The 25,302-nt window shown below is 48.8% G+C and carries 25 protein-coding genes; 11 read left to right on the forward strand and 14 right to left on the reverse strand.

The features are described 5' to 3' along the window. Nucleotides 1-125: 125 nt before the first annotated feature. Nucleotides 126-383: a hypothetical protein gene (locus MPET_RS08400; protein ID WP_013329588.1), complete on the reverse strand. Its 258-nt coding sequence runs from the start codon at nt 381-383 to the stop codon at nt 126-128. Nucleotides 384-502: 119 nt separating this feature from the next. Between MPET_RS08400 and MPET_RS08405 the strand changes: the two genes are divergently transcribed. After that, nucleotides 503-1,291 (forward strand): hypothetical protein, encoded by a 789-nt coding sequence (locus MPET_RS08405; protein WP_013329589.1) that lies wholly within the window; start codon nt 503-505, stop codon nt 1,289-1,291. Nucleotides 1,292-1,298: 7 nt separating this feature from the next. Here MPET_RS08405 and MPET_RS08410 read toward each other — a convergent pair whose 3' ends face one another. The 10 genes from MPET_RS08410 to MPET_RS08455 all read right to left on the reverse strand — a co-directional run bounded on the left by MPET_RS08410 (nt 1,299) and on the right by MPET_RS08455 (nt 10,123). After that, nucleotides 1,299-1,907 (reverse strand): hypothetical protein, encoded by a 609-nt coding sequence (locus MPET_RS08410; protein ID WP_013329590.1) that lies wholly within the window; start codon nt 1,905-1,907, stop codon nt 1,299-1,301. Between the two features lie 122 nt (nt 1,908-2,029). Continuing rightward, a complete protein-coding gene (locus tag MPET_RS08415; RefSeq protein ID WP_013329591.1) occupies nt 2,030-2,245 on the reverse strand; it encodes a hypothetical protein in 216 nt (71 codons plus the stop codon). A 59-nt stretch (nt 2,246-2,304) separates the two neighbouring features. Next, entirely contained in the window at nt 2,305-2,538 is a 234-nt protein-coding gene (locus MPET_RS08420) for a DUF7123 family protein (RefSeq protein ID WP_394295957.1), read from the reverse strand. 217 nt (nt 2,539-2,755) lie between these two features. After that, on the reverse strand, nt 2,756-4,591 hold the full coding sequence (locus MPET_RS08425; protein ID WP_013329593.1) for a DHH family phosphoesterase: 1,836 nt from the start codon (nt 4,589-4,591) through the stop codon (nt 2,756-2,758). Nucleotides 4,592-4,595: 4 nt separating this feature from the next. Continuing rightward, nucleotides 4,596-5,816, reverse strand: a complete 1,221-nt coding sequence (locus tag MPET_RS08430) for a potassium channel family protein (protein ID WP_013329594.1) — start codon at nt 5,814-5,816, stop codon at nt 4,596-4,598. Between the two features lie 55 nt (nt 5,817-5,871). Continuing rightward, nucleotides 5,872-7,080: a magnesium transporter gene (locus tag MPET_RS08435; protein ID WP_013329595.1), complete on the reverse strand. Its 1,209-nt coding sequence runs from the start codon at nt 7,078-7,080 to the stop codon at nt 5,872-5,874. 17 nt (nt 7,081-7,097) lie between these two features. After that, entirely contained in the window at nt 7,098-8,024 is a 927-nt protein-coding gene (gene rnz / locus MPET_RS08440; protein WP_013329596.1) for a ribonuclease Z, read from the reverse strand. 11 nt (nt 8,025-8,035) lie between these two features. Continuing rightward, nucleotides 8,036-8,809 (reverse strand): sugar phosphate isomerase/epimerase family protein, encoded by a 774-nt coding sequence (locus tag MPET_RS08445; RefSeq protein WP_013329597.1) that lies wholly within the window; start codon nt 8,807-8,809, stop codon nt 8,036-8,038. Continuing rightward, the gene (locus tag MPET_RS08450; RefSeq protein WP_013329598.1) at nt 8,799-9,356 is read right to left on the reverse strand and encodes an AAA family ATPase; all 558 of its coding nucleotides are present in this window, start codon (nt 9,354-9,356) and stop codon (nt 8,799-8,801) included. Before MPET_RS08450 ends, MPET_RS08445 begins: the two co-directional genes overlap by 11 nt. An 8-nt stretch (nt 9,357-9,364) precedes the next feature. Next, nucleotides 9,365-10,123 carry an anaerobic ribonucleoside-triphosphate reductase activating protein gene (locus tag MPET_RS08455; RefSeq protein ID WP_013329599.1) on the reverse strand — a complete coding sequence of 253 codons (759 nt, stop codon included), beginning with the start codon at nt 10,121-10,123 and terminating at the stop codon, nt 9,365-9,367. A gap of 136 nt (nt 10,124-10,259) precedes the next feature. On the opposite strand from MPET_RS08455, the gene MPET_RS08460 reads away from it, so the two are divergent. The 3 genes from MPET_RS08460 to MPET_RS08470 all read left to right on the forward strand — a co-directional run bounded on the left by MPET_RS08460 (nt 10,260) and on the right by MPET_RS08470 (nt 14,025). Beyond that, the gene (locus MPET_RS08460; RefSeq protein ID WP_013329600.1) at nt 10,260-10,922 is read left to right on the forward strand and encodes a type I 3-dehydroquinate dehydratase; all 663 of its coding nucleotides are present in this window, start codon (nt 10,260-10,262) and stop codon (nt 10,920-10,922) included. 155 nt (nt 10,923-11,077) lie between these two features. Further along, nucleotides 11,078-13,573 carry a CDC48 family AAA ATPase gene (locus MPET_RS08465; RefSeq protein ID WP_013329601.1) on the forward strand — a complete coding sequence of 832 codons (2,496 nt, stop codon included), beginning with the start codon at nt 11,078-11,080 and terminating at the stop codon, nt 13,571-13,573. Between the two features lie 17 nt (nt 13,574-13,590). Beyond that, nucleotides 13,591-14,025 carry an Hsp20/alpha crystallin family protein gene (locus MPET_RS08470; protein WP_013329602.1) on the forward strand — a complete coding sequence of 145 codons (435 nt, stop codon included), beginning with the start codon at nt 13,591-13,593 and terminating at the stop codon, nt 14,023-14,025. A 751-nt stretch (nt 14,026-14,776) separates the two neighbouring features. Here MPET_RS08470 and MPET_RS08475 read toward each other — a convergent pair. Beyond that, complete coding sequence (locus tag MPET_RS08475; RefSeq protein ID WP_013329603.1) at nt 14,777-15,280, reverse strand: hypothetical protein; 504 nt, start codon at nt 15,278-15,280, stop codon at nt 14,777-14,779. Nucleotides 15,281-15,620: 340 nt separating this feature from the next. On the opposite strand from MPET_RS08475, the gene MPET_RS08480 reads away from it, so the two are divergent. Genes MPET_RS08480 through MPET_RS08490 form a run of 3 tightly spaced genes read left to right on the forward strand, consistent with a single transcriptional unit; the run spans nt 15,621 to nt 18,978 of the window. Further along, nucleotides 15,621-17,123, forward strand: a complete 1,503-nt coding sequence (locus MPET_RS08480) for a class I SAM-dependent DNA methyltransferase (RefSeq protein ID WP_013329604.1) — start codon at nt 15,621-15,623, stop codon at nt 17,121-17,123. Between the two features lie 41 nt (nt 17,124-17,164). Beyond that, complete coding sequence (locus MPET_RS14840; protein WP_013329605.1) at nt 17,165-18,406, forward strand: restriction endonuclease subunit S; 1,242 nt, start codon at nt 17,165-17,167, stop codon at nt 18,404-18,406. Next, a complete protein-coding gene (locus MPET_RS08490; protein ID WP_013329606.1) occupies nt 18,403-18,978 on the forward strand; it encodes a hypothetical protein in 576 nt (191 codons plus the stop codon). The genes MPET_RS14840 and MPET_RS08490 overlap by 4 nt, the downstream gene beginning before the upstream one ends. A 104-nt stretch (nt 18,979-19,082) precedes the next feature. Here the strand turns inward: MPET_RS08490 and MPET_RS08495 are convergent, their stop codons facing one another. Further along, nucleotides 19,083-19,493 carry an ASCH domain-containing protein gene (locus tag MPET_RS08495; protein ID WP_013329607.1) on the reverse strand — a complete coding sequence of 137 codons (411 nt, stop codon included), beginning with the start codon at nt 19,491-19,493 and terminating at the stop codon, nt 19,083-19,085. Further along, entirely contained in the window at nt 19,471-20,985 is a 1,515-nt protein-coding gene (locus MPET_RS08500) for a PIN domain-containing protein (protein ID WP_013329608.1), read from the reverse strand. Before MPET_RS08500 ends, MPET_RS08495 begins: the two co-directional genes overlap by 23 nt. Nucleotides 20,986-21,178: 193 nt before the next feature. On the opposite strand from MPET_RS08500, the gene MPET_RS08505 reads away from it, so the two are divergent. The 4 genes from MPET_RS08505 to MPET_RS08520 all read left to right on the forward strand — a co-directional run bounded on the left by MPET_RS08505 (nt 21,179) and on the right by MPET_RS08520 (nt 25,225). Then, on the forward strand, nt 21,179-21,424 hold the full coding sequence (locus tag MPET_RS08505) for a hypothetical protein (RefSeq protein WP_013329609.1): 246 nt from the start codon (nt 21,179-21,181) through the stop codon (nt 21,422-21,424). Nucleotides 21,425-21,550: 126 nt separating this feature from the next. Then, complete coding sequence (locus MPET_RS08510; protein ID WP_013329610.1) at nt 21,551-24,583, forward strand: type I restriction endonuclease subunit R; 3,033 nt, start codon at nt 21,551-21,553, stop codon at nt 24,581-24,583. Nucleotides 24,584-24,725: 142 nt separating this feature from the next. Continuing rightward, nucleotides 24,726-24,956, forward strand: a complete 231-nt coding sequence (locus MPET_RS08515) for a DUF7557 family protein (protein WP_013329611.1) — start codon at nt 24,726-24,728, stop codon at nt 24,954-24,956. Further along, nucleotides 24,953-25,225: a type II toxin-antitoxin system RelE family toxin gene (locus tag MPET_RS08520; RefSeq protein WP_013329612.1), complete on the forward strand. Its 273-nt coding sequence runs from the start codon at nt 24,953-24,955 to the stop codon at nt 25,223-25,225. Before MPET_RS08515 ends, MPET_RS08520 begins: the two co-directional genes overlap by 4 nt. Nucleotides 25,226-25,302: the final 77 nt, after the last annotated feature.

Genomic DNA, 25,302 nt, shown 5'->3' on the forward strand with positions numbered 1-25,302 from the left:
GGGGACCGGCAAGGGTCCCCTGGGCTGTTTTATTTATTTTGCTACGACAGGTTCCGTTCCGGTTCCAATAAAAAGTGTGGATTTTCATTAATTTTTATGTGACTAAATCGCCCGTCATGAGGATTTTATATGAGGTATTTTTCCTCTTCAGGCTCAGCGACTTTTTCTTCCTTTTGTGTAAACTTCCTGAGCATCTCCTTCTTCTCGTGAATCCTCTTTATCTCGGCACGAACAATCAGGAAATTAATTGCAATCACGACTATAACAAGCGTCAGGCCGACTCCGAGCATGACGCCCTGTGTCGTAAAAAAGAGCGCCAGCAGCAGGACTACAAATGAGATCAAATAGAAAATAACCCATGTTCTTACTTCATCAAATTCCACCTGAAACCCCTTCCCGGCAATTTATCTTCAAAACTACAATTTGTATTCTGACTTTTTAAATAATTTCTGTTTGAAATATTTATAGAATCTTTTTTTAATTTTCAGGAACATCAACTATTGTGGATAAAAAAGACTTTCTGACTTTCCTGGCTGCAATTATTTTTGTCCTGATAATCGCAATCGTGACACATCCTCCTGATTTCGGTTCACAGGAGCCGGATCTGTCGCAAAATACGAATCCTGGAAGCAGTCAGTCGGATTACTGCAGCGAATCTTCCTGCTGCTATGACAACGTTCAGTATACCTATATCGTTGAAAGAACCGATCCCCCGTATACCATCAGTTACAATACAAACCTCGATGAGATATATGCGGCCGGTGCAAACGGCTATCCCCGGCTCCGTCTTCCCGGAAACGATTATGTTCCTGTAGGAAATTATTATGCCCCCGATAAATACGCCAACAGCCAGCCGACGAATATGGACGGCTTTACCACTTCGGATCTCTTTTCGTCCGACATCTGGGGAGGAGAAACCGGCGATGTCATGACAATCGCATATATGAACGGCAGCAAGAGCGGATTTTCAGAGATCTTCGGCGTCCCTTACTTTCTATGGAGGATAAACTGCACCATGACGCCCAGCGGAAACCCGGCCTATTCGAGGCTCATGTGGGTTCTTGTCGACTCTGCAACCGGCGATGTCATAACTGGCGGAAATCTCTTTCCCGAAGGCCGGATTGTAATGGATGCCTCGGTGGCGAACAAAGAGATGTACTTCATAATCGAGGCGAAGAACGTGAAGTCGTTCACCCTCGAGCTCCAGACGCCCGGGATCTCTTATAAAAATGCATACCCGAAACCAGCCGAAGCATCGCTTATGAGCTTCCTGAATACGATGGAAAATTGATTATTGATTAGCTGAGAACCTTTGCATATTCTTCGGCAAGATTTGTCATAAGAATATTCATCTGTTCGATCTCAACCTTCAGTTCTATAATATCGGCCTGCATGAAGAGCGGGACCAGGTTCATATTAACTCCATTGATCCTGGTCTGCGCCGAATGCAGTTTGTTCCTTGCGGATGCCAGTGCGGCGTCGCTGGCTTTCATCTCGTTCAGCCAGTTCTCCTCTTCATAATACGCGGCATAATAATCGGCATTGTCCCTGTGCTCCACCACATTGGCAAGCTCCCTCATGGATGTAACAAGCTCGAGATACGTGCAGGACATCGTCCTTAACGCATAGATTCTTCTCGTATCATCTTCATTATCGGGATTTGCTTCGGAGAGAGTATCGAAGACAGTCGAAAACTGAAGTTCGGCCGCCGACAGCTGGGCACGGATATTCCCCGGGCTTTCGCTGTTCCAGTCTATAGAAGAGACCCTCGACTCCGCATCCTTCATCAGAAGTTCCATCTGGTCGATATCGACCGTATCCCCGCCGCCCAGGACGGAACACCCCGCAGTAAAACAAAATAAAAAAACTGTTATCAAAAGCGACAAAGAAAGCATTTTTTTCAGCATAACAACAATATCCCCAATACCCGCTTGTTTGTTATATAAAGAATATAATTTTGATTCTTAAATATATTGGCAGGAGTCCGACCGTCCTGCCCGATCGTTTTTATCCCCGCACCGTTACGGGATCATTCCGCCTTTTCTATGATGATCCTGATCCGGTCACCCTCTTTTAACCCGTGACCTTTGGGAATATCGATATTGAACCAGAGACCCTTTGGATTTCCCTCATCGGCCTTTGCATTGTCCTGGTGCGTTCCCTGGTTCATCAGGCAGTCTTTTTCCGAATTGATATTTGCGACGAATTCTATATCGGATACGAACTCCAAAATTCTTTCAGACATCAGGAATTATTCGCAAAAAAAATATTTTAATTTAACGAAAAAGGAAAGATAATGATTATTCAGGCTGTTCTGGCAGTAACCCGCCATGTGGTGCTGTTCGAATAGCTCCACCGCGAAATCTCAAGTTCGTCGCAGATCTCAGCAAGGATTGCAAGATTGGTACCCACTTCTTTGGGAGACAAACCCAAATCTTTGGCGATATATTTCGATTTGAAGTAATGTTTGCCTTTTTCCAAACCCGATTTCAGATAATAGAGGATTTTATGCTGAGTGCCCGAATATTTTTCAAGCATATCGATTTTAGAGCTCAAATTAACTACCTCCGAGAGACAACACCATATTAGTCATCCACATATATATACTTTCCTGTATAATTTTACAAATTTCTGCCCTATCCATAATCCAATTATGAATATAAACCGTAATTATTGAGATCAGATTTAATTATGATCCAAAAATATACTCTCTTCAATATTTTAGATAAGAATTATTGGATAAAATAATAATAGATCATTCAATTGGGAATTTCCCTATTTTTTCAATCAGGCCCGCTATAACGGTATCTCTCATTCCTTCAACGAATTTTATAGAGCCGACTACGAGGTGACCCCCACCGTTTACACCGCCTCCGATGATCTCTTCACGAAGCTCCCTGACCATCCGGGGTATGTTCATAAGGACGCCTCTTGAACGGATTACTGCAAAATCCGGCCCGACACCGAGTGTTACCACAGGGCTGCCTTCGTTTTCCTTACAGAGAATATCGTGTATCTCGCCTGAGGTCTTGCCGGGCGGAGGGAACGTAAACCTGTGCGCATAGATCTCGACATCGATCGTGAAAAGGCGGGCATCGTTCTCAAGAACGGACCTCTCCACGTGCGGCATCGAGGTCTCGATCTGCTCCTTGATGGCGAGATTCGCCTCTGCAACCAGAAGGGATACAAGCCTCTTGTGTCTCCCGGTGTTGTCGTTCAGGTTCAGGATATCCTTTACGATCTCTCTTCCGTCATTGAACCTCAGCCAGAACTGTTCGTAATCCAGGGCAAGCGCGATATCCTTGCAGTCGTCTTCGGAATAGGTATCCTCGACAAGCTGAAGGTATTTCGCTCTCTCCGGGGCCTCGCTTCTGTCACCTACGGCAGCAACCGCAGGGAAATGGCGTATGGACTCTTCGACCGGAGGATAGATCATCCTTGCAAGTTCAGCCCCGAGCATTCCGGCGGTAACCCCGAAATCTCCTCCGACGTGGTAAGGATTGACATGGGCGGTCAGGAATGCATCGGTCGACTCGTCCGGGTGGTGGTGATCCACGACAAGTATAGTCAGGTCGTACACCTTTGCCATCCTGTATGAAGGTTCGTCCTCTTCGGTCGAACCGTTGTCCATCATCAGGATCAACGGCAGTTTCTGCCCGTATTTGATATTGTCCTTCAGTGCGTAATCGAGGTCCCTTGTAACATCCTCGATCTCGTAGAACGGCGCCTTTGACGGAGCACGCTTGAACAGGTGGCTCTCAAGGTCCGGGTCGCCGCCTTCGTCACGGATAAGAGAAGTTATCGCCCTCTCAACAGATACTGCGGCTACGATACCGTCGGCATCTGCGTGGTGGCGGAGAATGACAGGCTGGTTCGTAAAGATCGCCTTTCGTATGTGAAACGCCACATCCTTCATCGCGGGCTTCAGCATTTCAAGGACCTCGCTCTCTATCATGAACGGAAGGTCCTCGGGGTATGCCCTGTCGTCGAGAGCCTTCTCGATACGCTTCAGGACCAGATTCTTATCCTCTTCTGAAAGAACCTCCATATGGCTGACTTCAAGCTGGAGCTGGTCGTTTCTCATCATGACCTCTCCGCTGACATGCACTATGTCACCGAGTTCGACCTCGGGATACGCTCTCTTGCCTGCCTCTATGAAAGCCGCCGCATTCTCCTTTCCGGTCTCGTCTATAAGCGTGAAGATAGTAGGCCCGCTCGTCTGCTTGATCTGGGCGATCTCCACGTCGAGGCTGACATTGTTGCCGACCCTGCTCCTGAGATCGCCGAGCCTTGTCTGGGGCCTTTTGCAGGCGACATTGCTTACCTCGTAATTCCGGATCGTTACCTCTTCGAGATCGATATTCCCGTTGTCCCGGATATTCCTCACGAGGACAAGAAGTTTGTCGCCTTCATTATGCTCGGTTTTTACGTTGCTTATATGAATCAGGCCTTTGATATGGCTGTTTAAGTAAACGAAAGTTCCGAATTTTGCAAATCCCTGCACCTTCACTTCATATACGTTTCCGGTTACGATATCGCTCAGTTCGCATCCCGAACCGAGACGATAGACCATGTTATCGCTGTTTTCCATTGAATTATTCACATCCGGTTAAATTTTCAGATCCATTGTTATGACCGGCTTTCGAGAGCGTATAAAGTCTGCACTCGCCGTCTCTTCTGCCCTTCGCTATGATCACATCCCCGGCGTTAAGAACCGTGTTCTTGCCGGGCCTGTATTTCCACCTGTCTCCGCTCTCTATCGCAAGTACGACCATTCCCGTTATCGTACCCAGGGAGGCTTCCTTAAGCGTCTTTCCTGCAAGAGACGAAGACTCGTCGATACTTACCTTTGAAATTATTTCATCGGACTCCCTGACGATCTTTTTGAAGACCGGGGGTATCTCTATATCCCTGAGAATAACATCGACTATAAGAGAGGCCGCATTGCTTATCCCCTCTGCAAAAGAGGACATGTAAAGCATTCCCCTGAGATATTCCACGTTTGAAATTCTTTTTGCGGCTTCGAGGATCCAGAGATCGAGCTTGTACCTCATATCGTCCATTCTTGAATCGAGGGATACGACCTCGTCTGCCACCTCGCGGTTGTTGAACATAAGCGAGGTATATGCAAGGCCGACGGCAAGTTCGCTGAGGTCTTTCATCTCGATTATGAGGGAGACCGCCCTGTCGAGATCGGATACTACCGCCCCGGCGGCCTCTTCTTCGCCGGATCTCGGGTCGTTGCCGGTGATCTCGTAAAAAGGCTTTATACCGACTTCGAGTCCCTTTGCAATGAGGATATCGCCGTCGAGGATTCTTGTCTCCCTGTCGGGATCGTACATCCACGAGACACCTCTCCTTATGGCAATCACCCTCATGCCGGTCGTACTCTGGAGTTTCTGTTCGCCGAGGGTCTTGCCGTCGATGGAACTGTTGTCCCTGACCTTTACCCGGAAAGTAACCTCCTCGGCTTCGGGGAGCGCCTGCTTCAGCCTCGAAGGGAACTTTACATCCTTTAAAATAATCTTGGCGATCTCGGAGGCGGAGTTGGAGATCTTCTCGGCCGCTTCTGCGACCTGGAGCATCCCGCTCATCGATTCCGCCTCTTCGACTCTCCTTGCACCGAGAATGCTCTGGATTCTCGCCTGGTACACAAGCTGGTTCATACTCTCTTCGAGGCTGACTACCTCTCTGGCAATCTCTTTATTTTCAAAAAGAATTGCAGAATATGCAAGATCAACCATAAGCTCCGCAATATCCTTCATCTCAATAAGAACATCTTTAAAACTTACAGGCTGATATTCAAGTTCAGTCATAACTTAATTAATCCTTAAATCGTGCGTCCAAAATATTTATCATTATATGTTCTTTCTACAAGAGTAAATTAATGACGGTTACAAGCAGTGCGGCTCCCGTGAGGTCGATGAAACTTGTGATCACGGGTATGCCGAAATTATCGGGATCGAGACCGTACCTGAAGGACATGCTCGCCGCAAAATAACCGATAAAGTTCACGAGGGTAATGACAAGCAGCCCGGTCGTTATGCATATTACCATCAGCAGCGAAAGCGGGGGCGAATCGAGACCGAGCATCATCGATGCATAGTACACCGTCAGCACCAGTACGGGTATGAGGATAAACGAGTACAGGTAACTCTGCCCGAAATGCCCGAAGACCTCGCGGGTGGGAATCACTGACGGTGAAAGCTCTCCCATATGCATTCCTGTCGCAAGCCTGGAGCAGAGAATGCCCCCGATCGAACCGCATCCCCCCATGAAAGGCGGGATCAGCACCAAAAAGACCGCATAGGTTATCAGTGTCCCGATATCGGTTACATACGCGATTCCTGCCAGGACCCCGAGGAAGGACAGGGGGATCAAGAGAGGGACGATCTCTTTCAGTATCACGTACGAGGAGCCACGCAGTTTGCAGAGATAAAATATGAATGCTGCAACCGTAACTGCAATAACAGCCGTCAATACCAGGAAACGGATCTGCGGATCGATCCCGATTACCAAAACCGCCGTCATCACGAGGATCGGGATCGTAATGATATCTCCAGCGGTCGTTACCGTCGGGGATGCGATCATATCGAGGTCAATTCCTTTTTTATAAGATACAGCTGCGGTAACCAGTGCGATCAATATTACAAGAATCCCCGACAGGATCCCGGACAAAACAGAGATCAGTATAAAGTCCGCAACTCCCATTCCCTTAATTCCAAGCAGGCCGGATATCGCCCATGCAAAGAAGCCCAGGACAAACGACAGTAGAACTGTTGCAAGGAAGGAAGCGCTCGTATTCGCCCCGAGGACGCTGTCCCTGTGAAAATCGATCTCGAATTCGCCGAGATGCATAGAGGATGAAAGCCTGGATGCCATCGCCCCGGAGATGCTTCCCCGCATATTTATCGAGGGCGGGACCAGGACCATTAAGCCCGGAATTAATGCAATCAGGTCACTTGCGGAACCTAAGTATATTCCGGCCGCACATGCCGCAAATGAGCTCAACAGGAGTGCGGTCAGACCGACAAGGAACAGTCTTCCCTGATGACCAATTACTGCCGGAAACAACATCATCACCTTCCACCATGTTATCACTCATCCCGAAACGGCAGCTCCGTCATCGTAAGATCGTCAGGAGCAAAAATATTTCCCTCATAGTATTTTCCGGCATCCTCTATATGGCTTGCCATGTGGACGTATCGCGAACTTATATGCACCAACGCGAGGCTTTTTGCCGATATTTCAGATGCAATCCTGCCGGCATCACCCGCAGTCGAATGACATACCTCCATAGCCCGCTCCTGTTCCGAGTCGTCGAAGGTCGCGTCATGGATCAGGAGATCGCAGTCGCGTGCCCAGTCCATCCATTCTCCGGATTTCGGACGCGTATCGCCGGTATAGACGACCTTTCGCCCGGGACGCGGCTCGCCCATGACATCGGAGGGCAGGATCGTGATCGTCCGGCCGTCCTTCTCCACCTCGACAGGACTTCCCCTCTGGAGTCTCCCGAAGAGAGGCCCCGGACTGATCCCCAGCGATATCGCCTTCTCCCGGTCGAACCTTCCCGGCCGTTCGTCCTCGCACAGGATGTACCCGAGCGACGGCATGCCGTGATCTGTGGAGAACGCACGTATCGTATAGCCGCTGAACGGGACGAACGAGCCATGGTTAAGTTCGACGGGGATCATCTCGAAACCGAGATTGTTCCTCGATATCGATATTACGGACCTGACGAACTCGGAGACCCATCTCGGGCCGTAGACATACAGGGGCTCCTTCCTGCCCATAAACGACATCGTCTGGACAAGACCCGGAAGGCCGAGATAATGATCCGCATGCCAGTGGGTGATGAATACCGCGTCGACGGTGAACCCGGTCTTCGCTCTCATCATCTGCTGCTGGGCTCCTTCCCCGCAGTCGAAGAGGAGCGTATCCGATCCTCTCCTGATCATAATACAGGCGGGATTTTTGTTGGGCGTGGGCAGTGCACCCGATGTCCCGAGGAAATACACCTGCAAAGTCTCTCCGGCTATAGATCATACCCCCTGATAAATTTCAGGCTGACGGCGGCTTCATCTATGCTTCTTCCTTCGACGACATAAATTCCCCGGTAGTTCCCGTTGAGTTTTGAAAAGACCATGTCCCAGTCGATATTGCCCCTGCCGAGAGGTGCGTGATCGTCGTGCACCCCGTTGTTGTCATGGAGATGAAGATGAGACGCCTCACCTATTCGTCCCAGGAAAGACCGGAGTTCCTTCGTAGTATTCGCATGCCCGATGTCCACGGTCGCAAACACATTTTCGATCCCGTCGATCATCCCGAAGAGTTCGTCGGGACACATGCAGAGAAAACCGGGAATTGCAGGCATGTTCTCAAGCCCTACCCTCACGCCGTAATCCTCAGCGAACTTTCCGATCTCTCCCAGGGCTTCCTTATGCAGCGACCATACCTTGTCCGGGACCAGCCTTGCCTCCGGGGACATATAACCCGGATGAACTGTCACGAAGTCGGTTAATTCGGAGGCATGGCGTATGCATTCGCAGAGCTGCCTTATCGATTCCTTGTATATAGGATAGTTCAGGGATGCGAGGTTTAAGTCGGAGAACGGAGCATGAACGGTCGCCTTCAGTCCCGTAGTCTCAAGAGTCGCGACGATCGAATCGAATGATTCCTTGTTGTCGAGCCTGTAGTTTCCTTCGGCAGAGATCTCCCATCCGTCGTAGCCTGTCTCCTCTATCCCGTAGACCCATTCAATCGCAGACCAGACCTTTGCCGAGGATGAGAAGTATATATCATGAGACATCTTTTCGCATCTCCAGTTTTTTTATCAGGTCCCTTGCCTTTTCCCCGAACTCTTCCATCGTTCCCTCGTTTGTGATGACGCAATCGGCCATATCCATGGCGTTGTCAAGACCCCAGCCGTTCTCGCGATCGTCACGGGCCGAGAGACCGTCCGCATCCAATATATCGTCGGACCGTCCCCTCTCCATCAGCCTTCCGAGCCGGGTCTCAAATGACGCCTCGACCGCTATGAGCCTGAAGTCCTTAAACTTCTCCGCAAAAGTATCGACCTCCGCATCGCCCCTTATGCCGTCAACCAGGACGACCTTCGACTTCTGCTCTTCGATCAGGGGAATGCTCAGTTGGGCGAGTGCGTCCATCCCCATGCCCTGCCTCAGGCATTTCGACATCTCGCCCATATTCTTATCCGTCTGCTTCAGGCCGGCATTTTCAAGCTCTCTCCTGATGACATCCCCCATAACGACTATCGGGATTCCCATCTCCCTGGCGATTGCCGAAAATTCGCCTTTCCCGCTGCCGGGATATCCTACTACGCCAATAACAAGCATTGTCACACCTATTTTCTCCGTGCCTGGTTTATATCGGTAAGGACCATCGAACCGGCGATGGTTATCCGGTTCCGGTCGTAGATCACTTCGCCGTCCTCACGTGTTCTTATACGGACTTCTCTCTTTATCTTATCTGCAATCTTCTTCAGGTCCTCGAACTTCAGCGGGGGTATCGATCCCCATACTCCCTGCTGGAGAACGAGCTCGGCGCCGTTCGCCTCGCGGGCTATGACATCGACGTCCTCCTCTCTTCCGGGGAATAATGTAACGACGACCTGGAACTCGGGCAGTGTTCCGTCCGCATACGCCTTTTTGCAGATCTCAAGAGATCTCTTTATATTCGAAACGGTCTCGTCGCCCACCTTCAGCATCCTCGGGTAATGCTCCCACCTCGTCTTTATATCGAGGTGAACGAGATCGAGGAGTCCCTCGTCTATCATCTCTTTGAGAGTGTCGGGAAAGACGCCGTTCGTCTGGACGCCCACCGCGAGGTTCATCTTCCTGCATCTCCGGGCGAGCTCCATCAGCCCCTCTTTCTGCATCGTCGCCTCTCCGCCGGAGAAGATCACTCCCGATATGGCAAGACGCGACTGCCTGATCATATCCTCTATTTCATCTATTTCGCGGAGTTCTTCGCCCGTCTGGATCTCACGGTTATGGCAGTAGTAGCATCTTACCGGGCAGCCCCTGAAAAAAACGGTGCATACGGCTCTTCCACGCCAGTCGACCGTACTCAATGGAACAAAACCGCCAAAATTTATCTTCAAAAAAAACCTCCGTGCTGACAGTATCATTTCTCTTCAGTTAACATCAAGGTTTCAATTGATTGCGGCGGGAAACGGGGAAAAAATCAGAGGCAAAGATAATAGAGTTAGAATATAACCATAATACAGGACAGGCACGATGAAGCCCAGGTTGATAATATCCGTCTCGTCGGAACAGGATTATATAAATGCAAAAAAATATGCCCCGGACCTGATCGAGATACGGATAGATCTCCTGGGAGAAGGGGAGGACAATATCCTGGAAGAGTGCAGGGGGAACTGCGATATTCCCCTGATAGGGACGATACGATCGCTTGGTGAGGGCGGACTCTTCGATGGTTCCGCCGACGAGTGGTACGAGAGGATCGAGCCCTGGATTCCTGTCTGCGATTACATCGATCTCGAAATGCCGTATTCGGGATTCTCGCGGGGAATCAGGGACTGCGGGAAGAAGGTGATCCCGTCCGTCCACCTGGATTACATGCCGGACGACGACGAGCTTACCTCTTTAGAGAGGAGCATGAGGAACTCGGGAGACATCCCGAAGATCATCGTCACGCCGGAGGATCACGGGGACGTGATCAGGCTCTCCGAATTTACGCTCAAATGTGCCAAACCGGTTATAACCGGGGTGATGGGGGCGGAGTTCAGGTGGGCACGGGCCTTATGCTGCCTCTTCGGTTCGTACGGGGTCTTCTGCCATGCGGGAAATCCGGCTTCACAGGGCCAGTACCATATAGACGAGATGAGAGAGATCCTCTCGCTTCTCGACGTTAGCGACAATACCGGGATACCGGAATAACACAGCCCGAATTCGCGGGGAGTTCCGGCAGGAAAACGGATTTAACCGTCACGAAAGACGAGAAGGCCGGAGTTTACCGGAACATGCCCCCAACATCAATTTTATATACTAATGACACTTACTAATGGTAAACATACATCAGGAGGTTCACCATTATGTCAGATAATAATTCTTATGAAGTCACAATCCAGGAAGCGGCGCATGAAGATGCAGGCAGGGGAATCGCCAGGCTAAGCATCGATGTAATGCAGAAACTCGGCCTTAGAAGCGGTGATGTGATCCAGATCTCCGGGAAGGCCAAGGCAGCTGCTATAGTCTGGCCGGGATACAGCCAGGATACCGGAAAGGCAGTCATACGCATCGACGGAAACACGAGATCCAACCTGCGGACGGGAATCGACGAAAGAGTCAGGATCTGCAGGGTCGACGCGAAATATGCAGATAAAATAACGATACAGCCGACCCAGCAGATCACCCTGAGAGGCGGCGAGGAGTATATGGCAAGACTCCTGAACGGACGTCCGGTTATCGAAGGACAGATCTTCAGGGTAAATATCATGGGCAACGCCCTCAGTTTTGCAATATCGAAGGTGAAACCGTCGGGAGTTGCGATAGTCGGGCCCCAGACCTCGATCGAGATCAAAGAGACGCCTTACGTACCGGAAGAAGGGAAGAAGGATGTTCCCGACGTCCATTACGAGGATATCGGCGGTCTCGGAAGAGAGCTGGACCAGGTCCGCGAGATGATAGAGCTGCCCCTGAGACACCCGGAACTGTTCAAGAAGATCGGTATCCAGCCGCCGAAGGGAGTTCTCCTGTACGGTCCGCCCGGAACGGGAAAGACCCTGATCGCAAAGGCGGTCGCAAACGAGGTCGACGCCAACTTCATTACGCTCTCCGGCCCGGAGATCATGAGCAAGTACTACGGCGAGAGTGAAGGCAAACTGAGGGAGGTCTTCGAGCAGGCAGAGGAGAACGCCCCGACGATTATATTCATCGACGAGATCGATTCGATCGCTCCCAAGAGGGAAGAGACGAAGGGCGAGGTGGAGCAGAGGATCGTCGCACAGCTGCTGGCACTGATGGACGGCCTGAAGGGACGCGGAGAGGTTATTGTAATCGCGGCCACGAACCTTCCCGACAATATCGACCCGGCCTTAAGGAGGGGCGGAAGGTTCGACCGCGAGATCGAGATCGGAATCCCGGACAGGAAGGGACGCCTCGAGATCTTCCAGGTACATACAAGAGGTGTGCCTCTCGACCTCGACGAGATCGTCATCACGACGGACGAGAGCGAAGAGCTGGGAAAGACTTTTACCGAACTCGGGGAAGAGGAAGGCAAGAAGTACGAGAACGAGATCAAGCGCAGGAAGTTCCTCGAGCCTTTCGCTGCAAGAACTCACGGGTTCGTGGGAGCGGACATCTCGCTCCTGGTCAAGGAAGCGGCGATGCATGCCCTGCGGAGGGAGCTGAAGAATATCAAGTCGCTCGACGATATCCCGCCGGAGATCATCGATAAGATCAAGGTAACGATCGACGACTTCGAGGAGGCCTTAAAGCACGTCGAACCGTCGGCGATGCGTGAGGTGCTCGTCGAGGTTCCGAATATCTCGTGGGAAGATATCGGGGGACTTGAGGATGTCAAGGAGGAGCTTATGGAGGCAGTCGAATGGCCGCTGAAGTACCCGGACATATTCACGAGGCTCAAGACATCTCCGCCGAGCGGAATCCTGCTCTTCGGACCGCCGGGAACGGGTAAGACCCTGCTGGCGAAGGCTGTGGCGAACAAGTCGGAGGTCAACTTCATCTCCGTGAAGGGACCGGAGCTCCTGTCCAAGTGGGTGGGAGAGTCGGAGAAGGGTATCAGGAACATCTTCCGCCGTGCAAGACAGGCGGCTCCGTCGATTATCTTCTTCGACGAGATCGACGCCCTGCTCCCGAAGAGGGGATCGTTCGAGGGATCTTCGCACGTGACCGAGAGTGTCGTGAGCCAGATCCTGACCGAACTCGACGGTCTTGAGGAGCTGAAGAATGTCATCGTCCTCGGTGCGACGAACAGGCCGGACCTGCTCGACGATGCGCTGATGAGGCCGGGAAGGCTTGACCGTGCGATATATGTGCCCCCACCGGATGCGGAGGCGAGGAAGAAGATCTTCGAAGTGTACCTGAAGGATTCGGAGTCGGTGATCTCGAAGGATATCGATCTCGACGAGCTTGTCAAAAAGACTGAAGGCTACGTGGGCGCCGATATCGAGATGCTGGTTCGCGAGGCGAAGCTTGCCTCAATGAGGGATTTCATCCTGAAAACGGCGGGTATGAGCGACGAGGACCGCGAGAGGGCGCTTTCGAACGTGATGGTCACGAAAGACCAGATCTTCGAAGCGATGAGAAAGGTTCGCGGAACTCTGGACAGGACGACTATCGAGGAGTACGATAAGAAGTCATGGCCGATTCTCTTCCACGGCGACGAGAGGGACGTCCTTGAAAAGGCGGCGACCCTGGTGAAGAGAGCTTCTTACGGCGTCCTGAGCGAAGAGATCGACAAAAAATCCGAAGAGCTGAAGAGAGAAACCTACAAACCGAAGAAGGATTTAAAGAAGGTTAAAGAATTATCAGAAGAGCTTGAAAAACTGATGAGCGAACAACAGTAAACGAGGAATAATCTACAATGAGTGAAGACGGCGACCAGGGCGACGAGCGGTTCAGGAGGATGATCATGGATATGATCTCCGAGGCGATGAAGACCGGAAAGTTTCCGGGCGAGGGAAACTTTTCGATAACGATTGCCGGAGGGAATCTTCCGATAGATATCATACCGCCGGCATCGATGAGTCCTGATGAAGACGATCCGAATGCAATACGGGATATCAAGCCTCATACCGAGGTCCACAAATTAGACGACCGGATAATTATCGCAGCCGATCTGCCGGGTGCGGGAGAGGAGAGTACTGCGATAGCAGTGGAGGATGACGATATCATCATCACTTCTCTTGCGGACAGGGTCAGGTATTCGGCAAGGATCAAAGTTCCCCCGATAAAAAAAGAGACGCTGAAATATTCTATCAAAAACGGCCTGCTCGAAGTTTCGGCTTCGGAGCTTTAATTTTTTTTTTTGGATAATTATTTTATGGGGGCGTAAGCCCCTTCGGTTAGTCTCAGGAAAAGAAGCAGGAGACGGAGCGCCCTCTCCGCGGAGATTTAACTGAATTAAAATCACATGTTATTTTAGAAAGGCATAAGCCCCTTCGGGGCAGCCCTCTGCTTAATTCGCTTCGCGAATTTGCGCAAAGATGATAACCCGTCCTGGGCGCTACCCGTTCGGGTAGCCCCGGCCGGGGGGAAAAAACTTACTGGGAACGTAAAATAAGTTTTAGAAGGTGGTCCAAAAATTCACGGAGCCGGAGGGATGCCTGTCCATCCCGACGGTGACTATCGCCACGAGGGGGAGGGTTCAAGGGAGGGGGAAACCTCCCCCTCCCTGTATCTATTTCAAATTTTTTAATGTCATAACCCCCTTCCGGGCACCCCTCTGCTTAATTCCTTTCGCGAATTTTCGCAATGGCGATAGCCCGTCCTGGGCGCTACCCATCCGGGTAGCCCCGGCCGGGGGAGAAAACGTGAGATAAGTTGTAAAAGGTGGCAAAGGATCATCCCGGCTTTTGAAACGTTAAAAAAGAAAATTCACGGAGCCGGAGGGATGCTCGCCCATCCCGACGGCGACCTATCGCCACGAGGGGGAGGGTTCAAGGGAGGGGGAAATCATCCCCCTCCCTGTAAATTATCTGTCCATTAATTTATCCAAAGTCTCGAAAGGGCAACAGTCCTTCGGTTGCCTCCCCGTCGTTCGAAAATTTTCACGCAAGAGCGGCGATCGTGTCCGCCCATGTCTCGACTTTTGCAAGGATTGAATCGTCCTGGTATGAACTGACTCTTACGGTTTCGCGGCTGAACGTGACGTAGTAGATCTCGGTGTTCGTATCATGGCACTTGAGCTGACAGGAATATGTGTCGTTCTCTGCATCGCGGACAGGGTCTCCGCCAACGGCGACGGCAAGATCGGCATCTGCGAGGATTGCACCGGTCGCACTGTTCATCGAGGAGACTGTCGGGCATTTGATCGAGAGTGATCCGATCTTCTCCGCCGCATTGTCCTCGAAGACGATCTTTGCGGTGTAGCTCTCGCGGTTGACTTCGACCCCGCTGTGCGTTGCATTGTTCTGGATGTAATCGGTACATTCGAAGGGGTTGTTGTCGATTACAGACTGGATGATGCCCTGAAACGATGCTGCGTCTGCAATGGGCGATGCAAGTTTACGTGTCGCTGTTTTAGTGTTGGAAGTTTCTATGAAATCCGCCATTGTTTTTTCTCCTGCCTGACTTTCCCCGGGGACGGAACAGGCAAATAATTAATCGCTGTTTAAAGAAATTGGCGTGACTGTATGGGATACCGGTGGGTTTTTATGGGAGTTTTTTTTGGTACGAAATCGCGGGTTCAGTTCCCGCCTGAGGCTTCAGAATATCAGGTTCGCACCATCACAGAAATTTTATTGAGACGAGTGAAAGACGTACGGTTTCCTGCTCTTATACTTCCCCGGACACTCAAAAATATCCGCAATTTTTTCGATTGATTTAAGCAGATCCAGCCACCATAAACAAATACTATTGTAATTTCCGGCCACATGGGAGATATCGATATTAATGGCAGAGAATAATTCCGCAAATATAGGATTCGAACAGGAGATCTGGAGTGCGGCATGTGTCCTCCGGGGAAACATGGACGCATCGGAGTACAAGCACGTCGTCCTGGGCCTGATCTTTCTGAAATACATTTCCGATAAGTTCGAGCAGAAATATAACGCCCTTAAAGAGGAAGGCGACGGGTTCGAGGAGGACGAGGACGAGTATCTTGCCGAAGGTATATTTTATGTTCCTCCCGAAGCCCGGTGGGATGCAATTGCAAAGAAAGCCCACACTCCCGAGATCGGGACTACTATAGACGATGCGATGCGGGCGATCGAGAAGAAGAACAAGCGTCTCAAAGATATTCTGCCCAAGACGTTCGCCCGCCCGGAGCTCGACAAGAGACGGCTCGGCGAAGTTGTCGATCTTTTCACGAATATCCAGATGGCCGATCACGGGGACAGCAAGGATATCCTCGGAAGGGCATACGAATACTGTCTTGCGAAGTTCGCCGAGCAGGAAGGAAAGCTGGCCGGCGAATTCTACACTCCCGCGTGTGTCGTGAAGACGATTGTCGAGGTTCTCCAGCCGTGCCAGGGGAGGGTTTACGATCCCTGCTGCGGGAGCGGCGGGATGTTTGTCCAGTCGGCGATTTTCATCGAGAACCATCGCGGGAATATCAATAACATATCGGTCTACGGCCAGGACTCGAACCCGACGACGTGGAAGATGGCGCAGATGAATCTTGCAATCCGCGGCATAGAGGCTGATCTCGGGAAGTTCAGTGCGGATACGTTCTACAACGATCTTCACCCGACGCTGAAGGCCGATTTCATCATGGCGAATCCGCCCTTCAACCTCTCGAACTGGGGAGCGGACAAGCTCGCAGACGATCCCCGCTGGAAGTACGGAATCCCGCCTTCGGGAAATGCGAACTTCGCGTGGATGCAGCACATGATCTACCACCTCGCCCCGAAAGGAAGGCTCGGCCTGGTTCTCGCGAACGGTTCTTTGTCTTCGCAGTCGGGAGGGGAGGGAGAGATCCGGAAGAACATCGTTGAGGCCGATCTCGTCGAGTGCATCGTCGCGATGCCCCCGCAGCTCTTCTACACGACCCAGATCCCGGTCTCCCTCTGGTTCATCAACAGGGACAAGAAGCAGAAGAGGAAGACGCTTTTCATCGACGCCCGGAACAAGGGCGAGATGCGGACGAGAAAACTCCGTGAGCTGACACAGGAGGAGATCGAGCTTATCGGAAAGACTGTTTCTCAGTTCGAGGCCGGAACGCTTGAGGAGAAGAAGGGATTTTCCGCCGTTGTTTCGACCGAAGATATCGCAAAGCAGGACTATATTCTGACGCCGGGGCGTTATGTCGGGATTGCGGATGTCGAGGACGACGGGGAGCCGTTCGAACAGAAGATGGAGAGGCTGACCGGGGAGCTGTCGGAGCTTTTTGTTGAGAGTAAAAAGGCGGAGGAAGAGATCCGCAGGCAGTTGAAGAGTGTCGGGTTTGAGGTTTGAAATGATTTCGGTTACCAATAATTTTTTGGGAGGGATTAATTTTGAGCCTTAATAAAAATAATTGGGAGGAAGTAGTTTTATCTGATGTGTTATTGCCTAAAGGCTATATCCGTGGGCCTTTTGGTTCTGCATTAAGAAGAAATGAATTATTAGCGTCCGGAATTCCAGTTTATGAGCAACAACATGCAATATCTGAATCTCGTGATTTTCGTTTTTTCATCAGTGAAGAAAAATTTCAATCCATGAGACGTTTTGCAATTAAGACTGATGATTTGATAATCAGTTGTTCAGGAACATTGGGAAAAGTATCAATTATTCAAAAAAATGATCCTTCTGGAATTATCAGTCAGGCTTTATTACTTCTAAGAGTTGATAAAAAGAAAATTTTACCAAAATATCTAAAATATTTTTTTAATACAAAGGAGGGATATAATGCTATTGTATCCCGTTCTAGTGGTTCAGTTCAAGTAAATATCTCAAAAAGAGCTGATATTGAACAAATTCCAATAAGACTTCCTCCTCTAATTATTCAAACAAAAATTGTCGACATTATTTCAGCTTTAGATAACAAGATCGAACTCAACACCCGTATGAATAAAGTGCTCGAAGATATTGCCCATGCCCTCTTTCACCGGTGGTTCGTGGAGTTCGAGTTCCCCGACGCCGAAGGAAAGCCGTATAAATCGTCCGGCGGGAAGATGGTCGGGTCTGAGATGGGGAGTGTTCCTGAGGGGTGGGAATCATTATCATTTAAGGATTTTTTGAAAATCAGAAATGAAAAAAGCAATGATCCAGCTATACCTGAATATTCTGTGACTAATTTGGGGATTTATCCCAGAGATGAAAAATACAAAAAGAAACTTTCCTCCTCTTCAAGTAAAAATAAAATTATTCATAAATTTGATTTAGTCTTTGGCATGAGTCGTGAAATCCTCAACTGGGGAGTGATGAAAGATGAAATTGGGGGTGTAAGTTCGGCTTATAATGTATTTATTATAGATAAAGAAGTAAATCCATTGTTTCTTGAGTCTTTCATGAAAAGTTATCTCCCTTATTTTAAGGACATAATCAAACCGTCTGCACGGGAAGGACAGGGAATTGATAAGGCGGCTTTGTTTTCAAAAAACATCTATCTACCGCCTAAGGATATTTTGGATCAGTATTACGACATGGAAAATACTATTTTGTCAGTTGTAAGGAATTTTGAAAAAGAGAATGAGAACCTGATTGAAATTCGCGATACTCTATTGCCAAAATTAATGAGTGGAGAGATCGAGGTTTGATAATAGACGAATTAAAAGATCTTCTTACTGAATCGCTGAAAGAGACATTTGTTAATGATGTTCACTTATACCAAAACAACCTCTGCGAGCGTTCAAAAGTATTCAGGATTGGGCTGATTCTCTCGCAAAAAATTAAGGATAATCCTGAATATTCAGGATATTCTGTTGATTGTGAATATAATAAAAGAGGAGATCATCCGAAAATTATCTCAAACAAAAATCCACAGTCTCCTGATTTAATGCTTCACAGGAGGGGAGATTTTCCCGAAGATAATTTACTGGTCGTTGAATTTAAGGTTCTGTGCAAGGGTTTTTACAAAAAAGGCTTTTATAACGATATTGAAAAATTAAAAATTCTCACAAAAGACGGAGAATATAATTACAGACTAGGTGCACACGTTTTCCTGTGCTCTTCAGGCTATATTATCAAATGGTATGAGTCCGGTAAAGATGAACCTGATTTTTATATCTACTCTGCGATTCAGGAAGAAGAGTTGAATAAAGATGATAAAAGACTTCGGGCTAATAAATTTTTAAAAGAATATGAGAACATATCTCTTTCGTGTAAATGATTTTTTTAAAGTTCTTTATCTGAACAATAACTCAAAACACACACCCCTTATATCAATCGAAAACCTTCTATAAATTAATAAACCGCGAAAAAAAGGTGAAATAGTTATTGTTTTTTATCCCGACAGAACTCCTCGATTTCGTTATCCACATAACAAAAGGACTGAGGGGGAACGAAATTGTCATAATGAAGTCTTGGATCGATTGGATTCTTGAAAGGTGTGAACTCATCAATTCCTATTGCATACCCCTTCGATCTTCCCTCGAAATAATTGAAAAATTCCGATTCGTCAAGTCCCGACTGATCCTTAACGGCGTCCCACAGATTATCGGGGCGATCCTCCAGTATGTCACCGATTGTAAATTTGCCTACGATCTTTTTTACCGGATGGCTTGAATAAATATATACCAGGTCCACGGATTTCTTCTTGAAAATTGATTTCCGGAATTCATACTTCTTCGTTCCCTCAATTATTTTCGACGTATATACAGGTTTAATGGACAGTAAAACATTCATTGATCTTACCAACTTCTTTGAGTTTAATAAATTTTTTATCATCTATCTGATGTATGGATTGGGGGTGGCTTTTCAAAATACCAAGTCTTATCAGATCGGATAATTCTACTGGCTTCTTAATATTCAAATGGTGTCTGAAAAGAATTATAGTAAGCGGTTTTTGAAATGATTCGATTTCATATTTAGAATAAACACTCCTTTTTCCGATAATTTCTCTTATTTCCTCAGGGTCGCTCAGAGAATAATAAACGTCATCAATTACCCCGAGAGATGTAATAGCTTTCAGATCCCCTGACCTGTAGAAAAGAATAACATCGCCTTTATTCAGCATTTGTATTCTGCTGTTGGTGAGATACGCCTTCTTTATAGTATTTCCTTCTACTATGAACTCGCCTCTCATCTCCATGATTGTTGCCTGCCTGCCTTTGGGACCATAAAAATCCGTGAACAGGCGATCGTGGAATCCCGGCTGGATTGGTATAACGAATTTCTTAACCCGACTCCCATCATAAAAGGAAGGATAATAATCCTCAGAGACCTTAAGCGGTGTAAGTTCTTTATAATCCTCTGCACCCGGACATAATTTCTTAATGTAAACATCTTCGTTATTATTATCAGGTTTTATACCGGCGTGTTTAAATCCGAATTGTGATATCAGAAAAACAAGTTTATCCTCTTTCTCTGTAAAATGTGTAAGATAGACTTCCGAAAGATTATTTTCGGCTGCAATTTTAAATGCAACCTTCAATAGCAGTTCACCAATCTTATGACCTTCATGTGATACCTTTAGAGTTGCAATCTTCAGGCGTTTTTGATTGGGATACGGCGGATTCGAGGGGATAGGCTCCTCTTCGAATTTATATATCATTATTGCGCCTAATGTCCCGTCACTTTTTTTGCTATAGAAGCATTCTCTTCCCTGCTGTGCGATCTTAGTAAACCACTTCTCAAAATCATAATCCTGCTTTAAACTGTCAAAAAGTGGATCATCAGGATCAATATCGCTGACATATCCTTTTAGCAGGGGAATCGGTTTAGCTATATAATCCGTTGAAGGCAAATCTTTCTTAAAAAATTCAGTTGCTTCATCCGGATAAAGAACTCTGTCGGATATATTCAGTTTTAGAGCTTTTGAATGGATTTTAACATCATTGGTAATTAAAAATCCAACTGCATTTTTGTATACCGAATATAAGATCAGGTTATCGATCTTGTCGTTAATTCGCTTTGGTTCTCCGATTTTTGTAAAAAAATCATCTTCTTTATCAGGAATTGGAGCATTCTCAAGAATTTGATAAGCTTCCACTTTGGAAAGGATTATTTCTTTTCTCTTTTGGTTTTTATCTCTTCGAATATCATCAAGTGAAGCAGGATGAAGTAATACGTCGGTATGAGTCTGATTCAGGATTCTCATTAAGATGCTGATGTCAGGTGAAACGTTTTTATCGTCTTCCCGGTAGATGAAAATATTCGTATCAATTAAAACTCTCATTGCCCCTCACAATCCACAATTTTTAAAATTCTCTTTATTAAATGACTTTTCGTATGAATATAAAAACATTCTGAGGGGTGTGAAAGTGGATCTCAGTTATTTTGGGCTTTACAGACAATATCCATTCAAAACACACACCCTTTATATCAATCGAAAACCTTCTATAAATTAATAAACCGCGAGAAAGGGGGAAATGTCACTGGATTCACCGGACGGCCTGTTAAAAGATATAAGCGAAACAACATTTTGCGAATACCTCGGCCGTGACGAACTCATCGGAAATGTGGCCTTGGAAGTGAAGCCTGCGGTTCTTATGAGTGAAGCTGAATCCCTGGAAGTGAAGCCTGCGACTCTTATAAGTGAAGCTTCGCCCGTTAAACATGAAGCTGATCCTCTTAACATGAACCCTCGACCACTAAACATGAAGCTGAATCCTTAAAGGGGAAGGCAGGCCCTCAGGCGTGCCCTTAAAGGGGAAGCCTGACGCTCTAAAAGGGGAAGCTGAATCTTCGGAAAAAGAAAGCCAGAAATACAGAACAGTACTATCCCAAAAGGAGGAAAACCCGTGACATTCACCGAAGCCGACTTTGAAAACTCCGTAATCGAGATCTTCCGGGACAACCTCGGCTATACATACCGGTACGGTCCCGAAGTAGACCGGGACTATCACAATCCGCTCTATGAAGAGCAGCTCCTCTCCTCCCTTGAAACAATCAACCCCAAACTCCCCCAAACCGCCATCGAAGAAGCCGTCTACAAGCTCAAAAATATCGGAACAGGAACCCTCGTCCAGAAAAACTTCATCTTCACCGACTACCTCCAGAACGGAATCCCCGTAAAATACTACGACGGAAAAGAAGAACGTTCGGCCATCGTCTACCTCGTGGATTACCAAAACCCCGCGAACAACACATTCCACGTCATAAACCAGTGGACAGTCGTCGACGAAGTTGAAAAACGCCCCGACATCGTCATCTTCGTAAACGGACTCCCTCTCGTCGTCGTCGAACTCAAATCCCCCTCACGCGAGGAGACCGACGTATCCGAGGCATACCGGCAGCTCAGGAACTATCTCCACGACATCCCCTCCCTCTTCGTCTACAACGCATTCTGCGTTATGAGCGATCACGCGACATCCAAGGCGGGAACAATCACGGCAGACGAAGACCGCTACATGGAATGGAAGACAGTCGACGGAAGCTACGAGAACACCCAGTATGCAGCATTCGACGTCCTCTTCGAGGGAATATTCGAAAAAGAAAGATTCCTTGACATCCTCAAAAACTTCATCTGCTTCTCGAAGGAAACCCCCGAAGACAAAAAAATTCTCGGGGCCTACCACCAGTACTTCGCCGTAAAAAAGGCCCTCCAGTCCACAAAAGAAGCAACCCTCACAGACGGAAAAGGAGGAGTCTTCTGGCACACGCAGGGAAGCGGAAAGTCACTATCAATGGTCTTCTACGCAAAACAGCTCCGGGAAGTCCTCGACAGCCCGACAATAGTCGTAATCACCGACCGAAACGACCTTGACGGCCAGCTCTTCGGCCAGTTTTCGGCATGCGAAGACTACCTGAGACAGACACCCGTCCAGGCCGAAAGCAGGGCCGACCTTAAAATGCTCATCCTGAACCGGGAGGTAAACGGCATCATCTTCACCACGATGCAGAAGTTCGAGGAGTACGACGCCCCGCTATCCAAACGAAGAAACATAGTCGTAATCGCAGACGAAGCCCACCGGAGCCAGTACGGGTTCGAAGAAAAAGTCCACCCGAAGACCGGCAAAATCCGGATCGGGTCCGCCAGGAAGGTAAGAGACAGCCTCCCCAACGCCACATACATAGGATTCACCGGAACCCCCGTCTCCCTCGCCGACCGCAACACCCGGGAGATATTCGGCGACTACATCGACATATACGACATGACCCAGTCGGTCGAAGACAATGCAACCGTCCCCATATACTACGAAAGCAGGGTCGTCGCCCTCAAACTGGACGAAAGCATCCTTCATGAGATCGACGATGAATACGACCGCGTCGCAGAAGAAGCCGAAGAATATATCGTCGAAAAAAGCAAGCACGAACTCGGCCGGCTTGAAAGCATACTCGGGGCGCCTGAAACAATCACGACCCTCTGCGAGGATATCATAAAACACTACGAGACCTACAGGCAGTACGAGCAGACCGGAAAAGCGATGATCGTCGCCTATTCAAGACCAATCGCCATGAAAGTCTACCGGCGCATTCTCGAACTCAGACCGGAATGGAAAGAAAAACTCGGCGTCGTCATGACTTCCGACAACAACGACCCCGAAGACTGGCGGGAGGTCATCGGCAACAAGAAGCACAAAGAAAACATGGCGGGGAAGTTCAAGGACAACAACGATCCCTTAAAGATCGCGATCGTCGTCGACATGTGGCTGACAGGCTTCGACGTCCCCTCCCTCTCCACGATGTACGTCTACAAACCGATGACCGGCCACAACCTCATGCAGGCCATAGCCCGCGTAAACCGCGTCTACAAGGACAAGCAGGGCGGCCTCATAGTCGATTACGTAGGAATCGCAGGCGCCCTCCGGAAAGCGATGAAAGACTACACCGGCCGCGACCGGAAGAACTACGGCAACCCCGACATAGGAAAGACAGCATACCCGAAATTCCGTGAAAAGCTGGAAGTATGCCGCGACCTCTTCCACGGCTTCGACTATTCCGTGTTCGAAACCGGCACCGACCTTGAGAGGGCGAAACTCATCACCGGCGGAGTAAACTACATCTCCCATCCCTCAAAAGAAGAGAAAAGAAACGCATTCGTCAGGGAATCACTCCTCCTCCGCCACGCAATGTCCCTCTGCCGCAGCCTGCTCGATCAGAACGAAAGATTCGAGGCGGCATATTTCGAAGCCGTAAGAACACTTCTCACCAGGATCGAAGGGAAAGGGAAACTCTCGCTGAGAGAGATAAACAACCGCATAAACGAACTCTTAAAGCAGAGCATCCGGAGCGAGGGCGTGATAAACCTCTTCTCGGACGTAAAAGAAAAATATTCCCTCTTCGACCCCGCGTTCCTCTCCGAGATCGCCCGGATGAAGGAGAAGAACCTCGCGGTGGAGCTGCTCAAAAAACTGCTCATGGAACAGATCAGGGTCTATTCAAGGACGAATGTAGTTAAATCCGCGAAGTTTTCAGAACTCCTGGCAGAAGCGATGAACAGCTACATAAACGGCATGTTGACAAACGAGCAGGTCATTGAAGAGCTGCTCAAAATAGCAAAGGATATGGCTGAGGCCCATAAAGAGGGAGAAGAGCTCGGCCTTAATCCCGAAGAGATGGCATTCTACGATGCCCTGACAAAACCGGAAGCCGTCAAAGACTTCTACGAAAACGACGAACTTGTCGCGATCACGAAAGAGCTGACCGAACTTCTGCGGAAGAACAAAACAATCGACTGGCAGAAGAAAGAGACGGCGAGGGCAGGCATGAGAAGACTCGTCAAGCGCCTGCTGAAACAGCACAAGTACCCTCCTGAAGGAATGGAGGACGCCGTAAGCACGGTCCTTGCCCAGTGCGAGATGTGGACCGACAACACGGAATTTGACGAGTGAATCAGTTTTCAGGATTCCAACAGATTATAATAATCGATACCCCCTTTTAACTTAGCGGACTCCTGCCGTTTGAACTATTCGGAAATTTCGAATAGTTGCCCCCGCCAACATCTTTATGCCCTATACCTCCCCATAGGTAGCTATGGCAACAACGATCCAACTTCGTCCGGAGACAAAAGCCCGCATCGACGGCCTGAAGATACACCCCCGGGAAAGTTATGACGAAACGCTCAACCGCCTCCTGGACGCGGTATACGATCCCGAGCCGTTGAGTGAAGAGACGTTGCAGCGGATAGAGGAAGGGATTGCAGACATCCGGGCCGGCCGGGGTCGCAAACTCTCTGAAGTCGCCAAGGACCTGGGCCTTGAATGACCTGGGAAATAATCCTTACACCGGGAGCGGAACGCGATTTAAAAAACCTCCCGAAAGCCGACGGAAAACGGATCGTAGACGAACTGACCGGTCTCGCAAATGAACCCTACCCCAGGTCGTGTGTCAAAAAACTAAAGGGACACAAGAGTATGCCCCTGTACTCTTACCGGGTGGGTCAGTACCGCATTATCATGACCATCGAGGACAACGTTATGGTTCTCTTCATCATCGAAATCGGCGGTCGTGGCAAAATATACCGGAAATATTGATCGGGATCATACCCCTGGTGACTTTGCGAATCCATTCACTTTGAGCTATCCGGAAATTCCGGATAGCTCCCTCCGCC

It is taken from the genome of Methanolacinia petrolearia DSM 11571 (genome assembly GCF_000147875.1).
In the GTDB taxonomy this organism is placed as follows: Archaea; Halobacteriota; Methanomicrobia; order Methanomicrobiales; family Methanomicrobiaceae; genus Methanolacinia; species Methanolacinia petrolearia.

Bases quoted from the DNA above. Each gene is read 5' to 3' on its own strand.
- MPET_RS08410 (WP_013329590.1), bottom strand. From the start codon at position 1,907: ATGCTGAAAAAAATGCTTTCTTTGTCGCTTTTGATAACAGTTTTTTTA.
- MPET_RS08415 (WP_013329591.1), bottom strand. From the start codon at position 2,245: ATGTCTGAAAGAATTTTGGAGTTCGTATCCGATATAGAATTCGTCGCA.
- MPET_RS08420 (WP_394295957.1), bottom strand. From the start codon at position 2,538: ATGCTTGAAAAATATTCGGGCACTCAGCATAAAATCCTCTATTATCTG.
- MPET_RS08425 (WP_013329593.1), bottom strand. From the start codon at position 4,591: ATGGAAAACAGCGATAACATGGTCTATCGTCTCGGTTCGGGATGCGAA.
- MPET_RS08430 (WP_013329594.1), bottom strand. From the start codon at position 5,816: ATGACTGAACTTGAATATCAGCCTGTAAGTTTTAAAGATGTTCTTATT.
- MPET_RS08435 (WP_013329595.1), bottom strand. From the start codon at position 7,080: ATGATGTTGTTTCCGGCAGTAATTGGTCATCAGGGAAGACTGTTCCTT.
- MPET_RS08445 (WP_013329597.1), bottom strand. From the start codon at position 8,809: ATGTCTCATGATATATACTTCTCATCCTCGGCAAAGGTCTGGTCTGCG.
- MPET_RS08450 (WP_013329598.1), bottom strand. From the start codon at position 9,356: ATGCTTGTTATTGGCGTAGTAGGATATCCCGGCAGCGGGAAAGGCGAA.
- MPET_RS08460 (WP_013329600.1), top strand. From the start codon at position 10,260: ATGAAGCCCAGGTTGATAATATCCGTCTCGTCGGAACAGGATTATATA.
- MPET_RS08465 (WP_013329601.1), top strand. From the start codon at position 11,078: ATGTCAGATAATAATTCTTATGAAGTCACAATCCAGGAAGCGGCGCAT.
- MPET_RS08470 (WP_013329602.1), top strand. From the start codon at position 13,591: ATGAGTGAAGACGGCGACCAGGGCGACGAGCGGTTCAGGAGGATGATC.
- MPET_RS08475 (WP_013329603.1), bottom strand. From the start codon at position 15,280: ATGGCGGATTTCATAGAAACTTCCAACACTAAAACAGCGACACGTAAA.
- MPET_RS08480 (WP_013329604.1), top strand. From the start codon at position 15,621: ATGGCAGAGAATAATTCCGCAAATATAGGATTCGAACAGGAGATCTGG.
- MPET_RS08495 (WP_013329607.1), bottom strand. From the start codon at position 19,493: ATGAATGTTTTACTGTCCATTAAACCTGTATATACGTCGAAAATAATT.
- MPET_RS08500 (WP_013329608.1), bottom strand. From the start codon at position 20,985: ATGAGAGTTTTAATTGATACGAATATTTTCATCTACCGGGAAGACGAT.
- MPET_RS08505 (WP_013329609.1), top strand. From the start codon at position 21,179: ATGTCACTGGATTCACCGGACGGCCTGTTAAAAGATATAAGCGAAACA.
- MPET_RS08515 (WP_013329611.1), top strand. From the start codon at position 24,726: ATGGCAACAACGATCCAACTTCGTCCGGAGACAAAAGCCCGCATCGAC.
- MPET_RS08520 (WP_013329612.1), top strand. From the start codon at position 24,953: ATGACCTGGGAAATAATCCTTACACCGGGAGCGGAACGCGATTTAAAA.